General features: G+C 63.2%; 9 protein-coding genes. 3 read left to right on the top strand and 6 right to left on the bottom strand.

Annotation, left to right across the window (positions count from 1 at the left end; genetic code table 11):
* Positions 1-32 precede the first annotated feature (32 nt).
* The 3 genes from ACELLULO517_RS13005 to ACELLULO517_RS13015 all read right to left on the bottom strand — a co-directional run bounded on the left by ACELLULO517_RS13005 (position 33) and on the right by ACELLULO517_RS13015 (position 6,655).
* A complete protein-coding gene (locus ACELLULO517_RS13005; RefSeq protein WP_227307827.1) occupies positions 33-3,194 on the bottom strand; it encodes a CheR family methyltransferase in 3,162 nt (1,053 codons plus the stop codon).
* Between the two features lie 480 nt (positions 3,195-3,674).
* Entirely contained in the window at positions 3,675-5,486 is a 1,812-nt protein-coding gene (locus ACELLULO517_RS13010; protein ID WP_227307828.1) for a cytochrome c biogenesis protein DipZ, read from the bottom strand.
* Positions 5,487-5,635: 149 nt separating this feature from the next.
* Complete coding sequence (locus ACELLULO517_RS13015) at positions 5,636-6,655, bottom strand: alpha/beta fold hydrolase (RefSeq protein ID WP_227307829.1); 1,020 nt, start codon at positions 6,653-6,655, stop codon at positions 5,636-5,638.
* Between the two features lie 153 nt (positions 6,656-6,808).
* Here ACELLULO517_RS13015 and ACELLULO517_RS13020 point away from each other — a divergent pair, with 153 nt between their 5' ends.
* Both ACELLULO517_RS13020 and ACELLULO517_RS13025 read left to right on the top strand, forming a co-directional pair.
* Complete coding sequence (locus ACELLULO517_RS13020; protein WP_227307830.1) at positions 6,809-8,371, top strand: winged helix-turn-helix domain-containing tetratricopeptide repeat protein; 1,563 nt, start codon at positions 6,809-6,811, stop codon at positions 8,369-8,371.
* 26 nt (positions 8,372-8,397) lie between these two features.
* The gene (locus tag ACELLULO517_RS13025; RefSeq protein ID WP_227307831.1) at positions 8,398-8,913 is read left to right on the top strand and encodes an MEKHLA domain-containing protein; all 516 of its coding nucleotides are present in this window, start codon (positions 8,398-8,400) and stop codon (positions 8,911-8,913) included.
* A gap of 8 nt (positions 8,914-8,921) precedes the next feature.
* Here the strand turns inward: ACELLULO517_RS13025 and ACELLULO517_RS13030 are convergent, their stop codons facing one another.
* Positions 8,922-9,947: a LacI family DNA-binding transcriptional regulator gene (locus tag ACELLULO517_RS13030; RefSeq protein WP_227307832.1), complete on the bottom strand. Its 1,026-nt coding sequence runs from the start codon at positions 9,945-9,947 to the stop codon at positions 8,922-8,924.
* A 128-nt stretch (positions 9,948-10,075) separates the two neighbouring features.
* On the opposite strand from ACELLULO517_RS13030, the gene ACELLULO517_RS13035 reads away from it, so the two are divergent.
* Entirely contained in the window at positions 10,076-11,269 is a 1,194-nt protein-coding gene (locus ACELLULO517_RS13035) for a phytanoyl-CoA dioxygenase family protein (protein WP_227307833.1), read from the top strand.
* 111 nt (positions 11,270-11,380) lie between these two features.
* Here the strand turns inward: ACELLULO517_RS13035 and ACELLULO517_RS13040 are convergent, their stop codons facing one another.
* Positions 11,381-11,599, bottom strand: coding sequence for a hypothetical protein (locus ACELLULO517_RS13040; protein ID WP_227307834.1), 219 nt, complete (start codon positions 11,597-11,599; stop codon positions 11,381-11,383).
* 74 nt (positions 11,600-11,673) lie between these two features.
* The gene (locus ACELLULO517_RS13045; protein WP_227307835.1) at positions 11,674-12,453 is read right to left on the bottom strand and encodes an IclR family transcriptional regulator; all 780 of its coding nucleotides are present in this window, start codon (positions 12,451-12,453) and stop codon (positions 11,674-11,676) included.
* Positions 12,454-12,511 lie beyond the last annotated feature (58 nt).

Below are 12,511 nucleotides of genomic sequence, written 5' to 3' on the forward strand. Positions count from 1 at the left end.
CGCCGCCCCTGTAAAGCGCATCCGTCGGACATTTATGACGCGCCTTGCTGAGGGGGCGGCTCAATCAACGGCATCGGTGCCCTTAGCTTCGCCGAGACGCCGGTCGGCAGGAATTCGATGGAAACCTCCGCCGACATGTCTTGCCGCAGGCCACGTTCGATCAAGGTCATGCCGAAACCCCGGCGCGTCGGCGGTATCACCGTCGGGCCGTTCTGCTCAATCCAGGTCAAGACCAGATAATCGCCTTGCTCACTCTCCTCGATGGCCCAGGCGATTCGCACCAGCCCTTCGGGCAAGGACAAGGCCCCATGCTTGACCGCATTGGTTGTCAGTTCATGAATTGCCATGCCGAGCGACAGCGCGGCGCGGGGTGCCAGCAGGATGTTTTCACCATCGAGCAGGATATTCGATCGATTGGGTGACAGGAAAGGCTGCAATTCCTCGCTGAGCAGAGCTTCGAGCGAGATTCTTTGCCAGCCTTCCTCGCTGAGGAGCGCATAGGCGGCAGACAGGGCATGCACGCGCCCCATATAGCTGCGCTCGAACTCCGCCAGCGTGTCAGAGCGCTTGATCGTCTGCGTCGCGATCGAGATGACGACGGTCAGCATATTCTTGACGCGGTGATTAAGCTCATCGACCAGCAGGCGCTGATGCTGTTCCGCCTGCACGACGCTTGTTACATCGACAAAAGTGACGATTGTGCCGTCGACCCGACTGTCCGGTGTCCGATAGGGCAAAATGCGCATGAGATAATGCGTGGCGTCGTCATCGCGCACGATACGCCGTTCCAGCGGCTCCAGGGTCTGCAGCACAAGGCGGCAATCCTCGCGCAGATTGGCATAGCGCAACCGGCTGACGATATCGGTCAAGGGACGACCCTGATCGCTCGGGATCAGGTTATAGAAACCCGCGATTGCAGGCGTGAAGCTGCGGATGACCAGATAGGGGTCAAGGAAGATCGTCGCGACCTGGGTGCTTTCGAACAGGTTCTTCAGGTCGCTGTTCTTGTGGTCGAGTTCATCGACCTTGCCGGCGAGCTGGTTATTGACCGTCTGCAACTCCTCATTGATGGACTGGATTTCCTCTTTCGAGGTTTCCAGCTCCTCATTGGTGGATTGCAATTCTTCATTGACGGAGTGCAGTTCCTCATTGGCGCTGCGAAGCTCCTCCAGCGCGGTGTCATGCTCTTCGGTGATGGATTGCAACTGCTCGCGCGTGTCGCGCAGCTCGGTTTCCAATTGGCGATCACTGCCGAGATCAGACAGGACCCAGCCGGAGGGGTCGGTATCGTCATGACGGGCCTGAGCGGTTTCGATGAAGACGACGAGGAAGAATGGTTCCAGACCTTGTTCACGTCTCGGTTCCACGACCAGGCTGATAATATGGGTTCGGCCGTCGGCTGCTTCGACGACGATGCCGGATCTTTCGACGCTGCGGCCGATTTCGATCGCTTGTCTCAACAAGGCTCGCAAGGGGGCACGCAAGCCCGGACGGGCCATGACCAGAATATTCTGGCTGGGTACGCCGGACGGAAAATCCAGATATCGCGTCAGGTTGGGCGAGAAGTGAAGGGCCTCGGCGTCGGCCGTGACAATGACGAAGGGGGGGGCGAAGCGCTCCATCACACGCGTGCTGGCCCAGGTGCCGAGGCGCGAGAGAATGGACCGGGAGGAGACATGGCTTGCCTTGCCACCATCCTTCTGCGGCGGAAAGATCCGCAGGCTGTCGCGGCCGGTCATGCGCAAGGCGGGGCTGGGAACGTCACGTTTCTGGAACACGCGATGCGCGCGGTCCAAGGTCGTGAACAAATTCTCATGCCGATTGACGGTCTCGGAACTGCCGAGCAGAAGGATGCCGTTGGGAACGAGAGAGTAGTGAAAGGCGGGGATGACGACGCCTTGTAGTTCCAGATCCAGATAGATCAGCAGATTGCGGCAGGAGAGTAGATTGATCCGCGAGAAGGGCGGGTCCCGCGTCAGGCTATGGGCCGAGAAGGTGCAAAGCTCGCGGACGGATTTGGCGATCGTGTAGCTGCCGTCGATGCCGTGAACGAAATAACGCGACAGTCTTTCCGGCGACATGCCGAGGAGCAAGCTATCCGGGTAGCGACCCATGCGCGCCGTCGCGATGGCGGGTTCATCGATGTCGGTCGCGAAAACCAGAACCTTGGGAGCGTTATCTGGGATCCTGTCCAGATGTTCGCGCATCAGGATAGCGAGGGAATAGGCTTCCTCACCGGTGGCGCAGCCCGGAATCCAGATCCGGATTGTGTCATTCGCGCCCTTGCCCTCGAACAGAAGCGGAATGACGGTCGTCTTCAGGAAGTCGAAGGTTGCTTCATCACGAAAGAAGCTTGTCACGCCAATCAGCAGATCGCGGAACAGCATGACGACCTCCTGGCGGTCGGTCTTCAAACGCTCCATAAAATCTTGGATCGAGGTGAGACCCAATACCTGCATCCGCCGCTGCACGCGCCGCAGGAAGGTCTTATCCTTATAGCCGCTGAAATCATGGCCGATGCTGCGCTGCAAGATCGCGCAAATTTCGAGCCTCGCCGCATCCACCTGGTCGGGCGGCAAAGCCGCGATGCTATCGGGTTTTCGTCTTGCAAGCTGGACCGCCATGATGCGGCCCGGCATCGCCTCCACCGGCGCGATCACGTCGACCGCGCCGGTCGCGATTGCAGCGAGGGGCATGCCGTCATGCTGGGGGCCGGTGCCATCGGTGCCCTGAACGAGCGTCAGGCCGCCTTGTTCCTTGATCGCCTTCAGGCCGAGCGCGCCGTCGCTGCCGGTTCCGGACAAAATGACGCCGACCGCATCCTCCTTCAGCCCTTCCGCGAGCGAGCCGAGCAGCAGGCTGATCGGGCTGAACTCACGCAGTTCCTCGGTCTCAGGGCGGTGAAGCTGCAGGCGGCCGCCGCGATAGATCACGACAACCCCCGGCGGGGGAACATAGACGCAATTCGGTTCCAGGCGGCATTCGTCCTTGGCCTCGATCACCGGCATGGCGGTCCATCGCCCGATAATGTCCGGCAGGATGCTTTTTCGGTCCGACGGCAGATGCAGCATGACGACCAGGGCGAAGCCGCTATCCGGGGGCATATGTTCGAAAAAGCCCTGGAAGGCCTGGATGCCGCCGGCGGAGGCGCCAATGACGATAACCGGCGTCGGCTTTGAGGGGTCTTTCGTCATCTTTGACGCGTCCACCGACGGCTGGAAGTCCCTCTCGCAGGCCCGTGATCCGCGCGCGGGCTAAGTCTGGACGCACAGTCGGGCTGAGCGACCTGGGTCAGGCAGGCGAGGCCGATGATCGGCTCGGGGGCGCTTGGCAAGTTGGGCGGTACTTTCGGTAGCATCCACCAGCTTTGTACCGGCGGCTGCCACCTGTCAAAATCTCTGGCCCAGCGACCGCAATACTGCCCGCCGCGCCAGGTGAGCCCTAACCTATGATATAGATCAATAAGTTGCGCGGCCACCGCACGATGCATGACCGCATGATCGGGGAAATTCAGGACATCAGTTGCGCGCGGATGCGGTCCGATCCCGTAATTGTTTTTATCAAGATATCGATAATGGTTTTGTTTGCCTTAATAGCAATGCGGCCTGGCCGGCCGGGACTTCCGCCATCCCGACCGACGCGATGATTGCGCGCCGGTCCTTGGCCGGTGTCGCTTAACCGAATGTGAACGAAAAAGCCTGGGCACCCGGTTCCAGGAACTGGATCTGGAAGCTGCGGTCGCGGATCGCGCCATCCTGCCGGATGAGCTGATAGAGGCGCTGGTCGGTGATCGTGCCATTGCCCTGGGCATCGATATCGGCCCCGTGATCGCCGAGCGGCGGCTGCCCGTCGATCAGCACCCTAAAGCGCAAGGGCTTGCCGTCGCTGGCCGGCCCCAGCACCAGATGCAGGTCGCGGGCGTGGAAGCGGAAGGTGATGCTGCCCGAAGCCTGATTGAGCGTGGCGCTGTCACCCTGCACGGTCCAATCCCCGGTCAGGCCCCATTGATTGAGGGCAAGCTGATCGGGCGTCGTATAGACATGGCTTTGGCCACCGACCGCGCCGCCGGGCGAGACGAAATTGGCCGCGCGCGTGAAGCCGATATAGGTCTCAGGCGATTGCATATCGGTCTCGTCAGCTGCCGCCTCAGCGCCATGACCGTCGACCGAGACGATGCCCTGCGGCAAATTCTGGTTGCCGGCCTCGGTCAGCAATTGCTGGATGACACGCTCGGAATGGGCGTCGTCCCCCTCCCCGAAATGGTGGTAGCGGATGCGCCCCTGGGCATCGATGAAATACTGCGCCGGCCAGTATTCGTTATTGAAGGCGCGCCAGATCGCGTAGTTGTTGTCGATGGCGACGGGGTAATTGACCTTGAGGTCTTTGATCGCTTGCTGGACATTGCCGATATCGCGCTCGAAGGCGAATTCGGGCGAATGCACGCCGATAACGACCAGTCCATGGTCTTTGTATTTCGCGGCCCAGGCTTCGACATAGGGCAAAGTGCGCAGGCAGTTGATGCAGGAATAGGTCCAGAAGTCGATCAGCACGACCTTGCCGCGCAGCCCTTCCGCCGTCAGCGGCGGGGAGTTCAGCCATTGCACGGCACCCGTCAGCGGCGGCAGGTTGCCTTCCACCGGCAGCGCATCGGCGGCGGGTTTGGCCGCCATCATCATCATGGCACCTGCGGCCGCATTATTCGCCTGCATGGTCATGGTCGGCGCTGGCGCGGCCGGTGTCGTCGGCGGCTGGCCCGCAGCCTTGACCTCGGCCTTGTTGAGCAAAGCTTGTTCGATATTCGTGGTGCTGGCGGAGGCGACCTGCGTCAGCAGCCCGCGGTCCAAGCCGAGGCTGATGACGACCACACCGGCCAGAACCGCAACGCCCAGACCACGGCGGACCCATTCGCCGGCGCCGAGCGAGCGCTTCATCACTGTAAAGACCCGGCCGCCGATGAGAAGGGCGACAGCCAGGGATGTCGCGGCCCCGGCGGCATAAGCGAGAAGGAGGAGGGAGGTCCCGATATTGGCGCCCTGCAGCGCGGCGCCGGTCAGAACGAGGCCGAGGATGGGCCCGGCGCAGGGCGCCCAAAGCAGCCCGGTCGCGATGCCGAGCAGGAAGGAGGCCGCGAAGGGCGACTTGGCCTCTCCACTATCGGCGGATTGCGAGAGCCTTGACCCGAGGGCGACCAGCGGTCGCGTCAGCCGGTCGGCCAGATGCGGGAACAGTAGCGTGACACCGAATAGCGCGAGGAGGATGATGGCAGCGACGCGGCCGTAATGATTGGCATCCACCGCCCAGCCGCCACCGACGGCCGCCAAGGTCGCGACGGCCGCAAAGGTGATCGCCATGCCGAGCAGCAGCGGCAATCCGCTGGTGACGAAGGGCCGGTCAGCGCGGGCGAAGACGAAAGGCAAGACGGGCAGAATGCAGGGGCTGAGAATGGTCAGCACGCCGCCGAGATAGGAAACCAGAAACAGGATCATGCCACTTGCCTCGCAGCCGGATGTCCCGGGCAAGCCAGCCTTGGCGGCAAGCCCGGTCGGTGATGACCTCACCCAATTCTGGTTACGCCCGAGAGCGTTATGGCGTTACGGGAATAGCGAACATAACGCCGATTTAATAAGGCCCTGGATCAGATGGCGCTGACGTCGATCACGGCCTGCGCGAAGGCTTGTGGTGCTTCTTGCGGCAGATTATGGCCGATACCGCCTTTGATCAGCCGATGCTCATACTTGCCCACGAAGCGGCCGGCGTAGCTGGCAGGATCCGGATGCGGGGCGCCGTTCGCATCCCCTTCCAGGGTGATCGTCGGCACGCGGATGACCGGCGCCTGCGCCAGGCGCTTTTCGAGGGCGTCATAGCGATGCTCCCCCTGCGCGAGGCCCAGCCGCCAGCGATAGTTATGAATGGTGATGCTGACCTGATCCGGATTGTCCAGCGCCTGGGCACTGCGATCGAAAGTTGCGTCGTCGAAATGCCATTGCGGGGAGGCGGTCTGCCAGATGAGTTTCGCGAAATCCTTGCGGTAGGCCTCGTAGCCCGCGCGGCCACGGCTGGTCGCGAAATAGAACTGATACCACCAGTCATGCTCGGCTTTGGGCGGCAGCGGCAATTGTCCGGCCTCTTGATTGCCGATCAGATAGCCGCTGACGGAGACGAGCGCTTTGCAGCGTTCTGGCCAAAGGGCAGCGAGGATATCGGCCGTGCGCGCGCCCCAGTCGAACCCGGCGATACTGGCCTGACGGATGCCGAGCTTATCCATCAGCGCGATGACATCGACGGCGAAGGCCGATTGCTGGCCGTTGCGCACCGTCTCCCGCGAGAGGAAGCGCGTCGTGCCATAGCCGCGCAGGTAAGGCACGATCACCCGAAATCCTGCGGTGGCGAGAAGCGGGGCGACGTCGACAAAGCTATGAATATCATAGGGCCAGCCGTGCAGCAGGATGACCACCGGCGCATTGGGCGCACCAAGTTCCGCGTAGCCGACGCTGAGCAGCCCAGCATCGATCTGCTTCAGCGGGTTGGGGAAGCTGGTGGCGCCGGGCAAGGTGGCAGGCTGCGCAATCGCGCGGCCGGTGAGGCCGAGCTGGGTGGCAAGCCCCGCGACGGCGGCCGCACCCAGCAGGCGGCGGCGGTTGAGGATATCGGTCATGGGAAGCTCCTGTCTCTCGGTTGCGATGACGGGAGATTGCGCCAACCGGCCGCGATCCGCTTTGAGACAGCGTGCAGGCAACCTTCAGATTGCCATGATTTTTGAGGGAGGATCGGGCCGTGCTAGGGAGGTTGCCTGCAACCTGGCGCCCTCATGATCTACCAATTCGGGACAATCACCCTCGACAGCGCCCGGCGTGAGCTGCGCCAGGCCGGCGCGCTTGTCGCGGTCGAGCCCCAGGTTTTCGATGTGCTGACCTTCCTGATCGCGGCGCGAGACCGCGTCGTCAGCCGCGACGATCTGCTGGCCGCCGTCTGGCAAGGGCGCATCGTGTCGGAGGCGACGCTCAGCAGCCGGTTGAACGCCGCACGCTCGGCGATCGGCGATACCGGCGCCGAGCAGCAATGGATCCGCACGCTGCCACGCAAGGGTATCCGCTTCGTGGGCGACGTGCGGGAGATGGCGGCAGAGCCCGCGCCCGATCCGCCATTGGCTGAGGCGGTGGGCTGGACCGCGCCGCGCCTGCCCTCCGTCGCTGTGCTGCCCTTCGCCAATATGAGCGGTGACGCAGAGCAGGATTATTTCGCGGACGGCATCACCGAGGAGATCATCACGGCGCTGTCCCGCAGCAGCGGCTTGTTCGTCATCGCCCGCAACTCCTCCTTCACCTACAAAGGCAAGGCCGTCGATCTGCGGCAGGTCGGGCGGGACCTGGGCGTAGGCTATCTGCTGGAGGGCAGCGTCCGTCTGAGCCGCGACCGTTTGCGGATCACCGGTCAGCTGGTCGATGCCGTATCGGGCGCCGCCCTGTGGTCAGACCGCTTCGATGGCGATTTGCAGGACGTTTTCGCCTTGCAGGAGCGGGTGTCCGAGAGTGTCGCAGCGGCGATAGAGCCGACCTTGCAATCCGCCGAAATCGGCCGGCTGCAGCGCGCGCCGCCGCGCCAGTGGGACGCCTATGACCTGCTGCTGCGCGCCTATGCGCTGCTCGGGGATTTCACGGCCGAGAGCATGACGGCGGCCTTGGCCTGTCTCGACCAGGCGATGGCGATCGATCCAAGCTACCCTGCGGCCATGGCGGCCGCGTCCTATGCGCGGGCGCAATGCCATTTTCAGGGCTGGTTGCGGCAGGATGAGGTTGCACGCGCGGAGGCCGTTAGCCTCGCCTGGCGTGCCGTGGAACTGGCGCCGAATGACGCGCAAGTGCTGTGGATGGCGGCCTTCGCGGTATGGAACATGGCGCAGACAGGGAAGGAGCGAGCGCGGGCGCTGTTTCGTCGGTCCCTGCTCATCAATCCCAATTCCGCCATGGCTTTGACGCTGGCCGGCTGGATCGAGACCATGTGCGGCAATGGGGAGGAAGGCCGCGCGATGGTCATCCGGGCACAGCGGCTCAATCCGCGCGATCCGCGCGGCTGGCTGATGGCGGGTGTCATGGCGATCGCGGCGGTGATCGCGGCGGATTATCCCGAGGCGCTGATATGGGCCGAGCGTGCGCTGGCGCAGAACAGACGGTTTGCCGTGGCGCTACGCGTGGTCGCGGTGTCTCTCGTGAAGCTCGGCGAGGTCGAGCGGGCGAAGCTGGTCGTGCAGGAACTGCTCGCGATCGAACCCGATCTGACGGTCTCGGCTTTCTTCGACCGGATTCCAGTGCCGCTCGACAGCATGGCGAAGACCTATGCGGAGGCCCTGCATATTGCGGGATTGCCCGCTTGATTTGGCAAGAATGGCGAGGGGCAGACATGGCCGAGAGCGATGACCATATGAATAAATTGAGTGAGACGGCGGGTGAGGTACCGCCCTTGGCTTTCTCCGCGCTGCTGCTGGCAAGTTTTCACCGCCTGCTGGGTCGTTCGCTGGTGTCAGAGGATCTCAGCGTGATCGCGGCGGCGCATTGGCTATACGCGGATGCGCCCTTCTGCGTGCTGGCGCATAATACCGCACCGGATCCTTGCTTCATCTACGCCAACAAAGCGGCTCAAGCTTGTTTCGAGTATGGATGGGACAAATTCACGACCCTGCCGTCGCGGCTTTCGGCCGAGGCACCGGATCGGGCTGAACGGCAGTCGCTGCTGGACCGCGTGACGCGTGACGGTTTCGCCACCGGCTATGCCGGCACGCGCATCAGCGGTTCCGGTCGGCGCTTCCGCATCGAGGAGGGCATCGTCTGGCAGATCAAGGATGACGAGGGCCATCTGCGCGGACAGGGGGCCATGTTCCCGCATTGGCAGGACTTGCCCCCGGACAAGGCAGAATAGGATAGTAATCATGCGCCCGGCGGCAGGTTGAACGGTGTGATGACCTGCACGGGAGAGAGGGTGCCGCCCGGCACTTCCTTCAAGGCGCCATGCGCCTGCATGATGTGGCGGCAGGCTTTACGCATATCCTGGTTCAGATCGTGATGGAGAACGGCGCTGATCTGCCTTTCCCGCAGCAGCGTCGCATTCTCGACATCCAGATCATGAGCCACGAAGGCGACGCAACTGCGCTGGGCCTCCGCGAAGGCTTCCAGCACCGCGCGATTGCCGCCGCCGATGGAATAGGCGCCCGCAATCCGGCTGTCGGCGAGCAAGGCGTGGCGGGCGAGGGCGACCGTTTCCTGATCCCTGCCGAAGCCTTCGCTGATTTCGACAATGCCGATATCAGGGTGAAAGCGGCGGAGCGCGTGGCGGAAACCGGCCTCGCGCTCCTCCTCACCGCGAAACCGGTTGCTGCTGAGCGTCACCAGCACCTGCCCGGCGCTGGGCTTGAGCCAGGCGCCGATGAGATAGGCGGCGGTTTCCCCCGCCGCGCGGTTGTCGATGCCGACATAGGCATGACGACGGGAATGCGGCAGGTCCGTCACCATGGTGACGACGGGGATGCCCGCGTCGGTCAGGCGATCTATCGCGGCTGCAACCTCAGGCACATCCGCGGCCTTGAGGATGACGCCATGGCTGCCGCGACGACGGATGCTGTCCAGCGCTTGTACCAGCGCCTCCGTCGGGATCATTTCCCACAAATGAAAGCGCGCGCGGAAAACCGCCGGCTGCAGTGTCGGCAATTCCACCTCCAGCGCCGCGCGCACCTTGGCCGAAAAGCGCGCCGGGGTTTCCATCACCAGGTCGATGGTGAATTTGCGGCCCGACAGCGCGCGCTGACGGCTTTGATTCTCCAGATCCCGAATAGCTTCCTCGACCCGCAGGCGCGTCAACGCGCGCACGCCGGGGCGGTCATTCAGCACGCGATCGACCGTCGCGACGCTGAGGCCGGACTGGCCGGCGATTTCCTTGACGAGAAAGGTGCGGGACATGCGGGCATTCTGCCGCAAGGGCGCATGAAACGCCAAGCAGATTTGATGGATTTCTGATGGATTCCTGAGCGCCTTGATACGGCAGATATGCTTATGGTCCAGCCCAGACTTCACCTGGGAGAAACGCCATGAAGAGCGACAACCTGACCAAGCTGCGCGCCGACCGCATCTACCTGTCCCCCGAACGCGTCTGGCTGGAGGAATTCGCCAGAATCTCGGAGACCGAGACGCGGCTGGAGGATTATCCGCTCGCGGCCGAGGTCGCATCGCGCGTCCTGATCTATGATTGCGATCAGGTCCGCCGGACGGCCGCGACGGATGAGGGCCGCCGCGCGGTTCTGGCCGAATGGGCGGAAGCCCTGCTGAGCGGACCCGGCATCATCGTGCTGCGCCGCGCCTTTGCCGATACCGCGCCGATCGATGCGGCGAGCGATGTGTTCCGCGCCATCATCGCCGAACAGCACGAGAATAACACCGGCGGCGGTGACCATTTCGCGAAGCCCGGCGCCAATGACCGCATCTGGAATGCGCTCGAAAAACTCTGCCTGCGCGCACCGGATGTCTTCGCCGGCTATTACGGCAATGAGATTCTGGCGATGGTGAGCGAGGCTTGGCTTGGCCCCGCTTATCAATTCACGTCACAGGTGAATGTGGTCAATCCGGGCGGGGAGGCGCAATCCGCGCATCGGGACTATCACCTTGGCTTCATGACGCCCGCGCAGATGGCGCAATACCCGGCCCATGTGCATCGGCTGTCGCCGGCGCTGACGCTGCAAGGTGCGGTCGCGCATTGCGATATGCCGGTGGAAACTGGGCCGACGCTGTATCTGCCTTATTCGCAGTCCTATGAGCCCGGCTATCTCGCCATCACCACGCCGGAATTCCGGGCCTATTTCGAGCAGCATCACGTGCAGCTGCCGCTGGAAAAGGGCGACGCCGCCTTTTTTAACCCGGCCTTGTTCCACGCCGCCGGCACCAACCGCTCGAAGGATATTCGGCGGATGGCGAATCTGCTGCAGGTATCGTCGGCTTTCGGCCGTGCGATGGAGAGTATGGATCGCACGCGGATGAGCACAGTGCTGTACCCGGTGCTGCAGGATATGCGTGGGAGCGGTCAAATCACCGAAGCGCAGGCGCTGGATGCGATCGCAGCCTGCGCGGAAGGCTATCCTTTCCCGACCAATCTCGATCGCGATCCGCCGGTCGGTGGCCTCGCGCCCAAGAGCCAGCATACGTTGATGCGCGAGGCGTTTTTGGCCGGTGAGCCGGATGGGGCATTTTCTGCGGGTCTGAAGGCGCAGGCGGAAAAGCGGCTGACATGATGCTGGGCTAACGGCGGAGGTTAGATCCCCGGGACAAGCCCGGGGACGACGCATCAATCAGAGTATCGTCCGCGCATATGTTGCGCGGATCTACCTGCGGCGGTGGAGACATCAGCCGCCGTTGGCTTCCGCCGCTTTCTTCTTGTCATGCTTGTTCATCTCATGGCCCACAACGCAGCCGGCGGCGGCACCCATGACCGCATGATGATGCGCGACATGGCCCGCGACGGCACCGACCGCCGCACCGGAGACACAGCCGGCAGCCTGCGCCGAGGTTGCGATCACGAGAGTGGCAGCCGTCGTGCCAAGGAGAGCGAGAATATTTTTCATCACGTCTAGCTGGTGAGCCGTGGCGCCGAGACAATAGCGGCAGCGCGCCGTGCGACATCACCGCTGCGTGCGGGTTAAGGAAAGGATGGCTCCTGCAGCGACAATTGCGCGGCCGCAGCGCGCAACCTGGCCAGAAAGATCGCATGTTGATCGGGCGCCGTATCGACGGGCGCGACAAGGCAAAGCGTCATCCGGCAAAGGCCATCTGTGTCGCGGATAGGGGCAGCGAAACAGCGCGTGAAGTGATCCGCGAGGCCAGTGGTTTCGCACCATCCCTGCGCCGTGCAAGTCATGACATCGGCGATGAAATCCTCCCGGTTCAGAAGGCGGCCGTCCGGAAGCCGAAAATCCTCGTCCGGCACGAAAGCGCGGATCGCTTCCGCTGTCATATGGCCGAGGAGAAGCCGGCCCGAGGCTGTCCAGGGGATTGGTACCTCAACACCCACGTCACTCGTGATCCGATGGAGCGCCGCGCCGCTGCGACTGTCGAGCACGACATATTTGCTTCCGCGCAATGCGCAGACCTGCGCCGTGACCTGTGTCTCTGCGGCGAGCGCCGTCATGGCAGCGACCGCGCGCCGGTAGACCGTATTGACGTCGGCGAAGGCCGCCCCGAACAATTGCATGCTGCGGCCGAAATAGACGCGACCGTCATTGCCGACATAGTCGAGCAGTTCGGCGGTGACGAGCCGGTTGACGATTTCATAGGTGGTGGAGCGCGGCGCCCCGATGAGCCGCGCCAGATCTCCCGGCTTGGCGGGTGCGCGCAGCCGCAGCAGCCCTTCCAGCAGGTCGATCACACGGTCGATGCCCTTCTGGCGGTCCGGTGTGGCCGCTTTCAGATCAGATGACAAATTGGTGGCGACCTTTACGGAAAGCGCTTGCACGAGAGCAGAGGCATGAACTAGCGTG

Source organism: Acidisoma cellulosilyticum (assembly GCF_020621385.1).
Lineage (GTDB): Bacteria > Pseudomonadota > Alphaproteobacteria > Acetobacterales > Acetobacteraceae > Acidisoma > Acidisoma cellulosilyticum.

Excerpts from the sequence above, each read along its gene's own strand:
- ACELLULO517_RS13040 (WP_227307834.1), bottom strand. The coding sequence starts at position 11,599 with ATGAAAAATATTCTCGCTCTCCTTGGCACGACGGCTGCCACTCTCGTG.
- ACELLULO517_RS13020 (WP_227307830.1), top strand. The coding sequence starts at position 6,809 with ATGATCTACCAATTCGGGACAATCACCCTCGACAGCGCCCGGCGTGAG.
- ACELLULO517_RS13025 (WP_227307831.1), top strand. The coding sequence starts at position 8,398 with ATGGCCGAGAGCGATGACCATATGAATAAATTGAGTGAGACGGCGGGT.
- ACELLULO517_RS13030 (WP_227307832.1), bottom strand. The coding sequence starts at position 9,947 with ATGTCCCGCACCTTTCTCGTCAAGGAAATCGCCGGCCAGTCCGGCCTC.
- ACELLULO517_RS13035 (WP_227307833.1), top strand. The coding sequence starts at position 10,076 with ATGAAGAGCGACAACCTGACCAAGCTGCGCGCCGACCGCATCTACCTG.
- ACELLULO517_RS13010 (WP_227307828.1), bottom strand. The coding sequence starts at position 5,486 with ATGATCCTGTTTCTGGTTTCCTATCTCGGCGGCGTGCTGACCATTCTC.
- ACELLULO517_RS13005 (WP_227307827.1), bottom strand. The coding sequence starts at position 3,194 with ATGACGAAAGACCCCTCAAAGCCGACGCCGGTTATCGTCATTGGCGCC.
- ACELLULO517_RS13015 (WP_227307829.1), bottom strand. The coding sequence starts at position 6,655 with ATGACCGATATCCTCAACCGCCGCCGCCTGCTGGGTGCGGCCGCCGTC.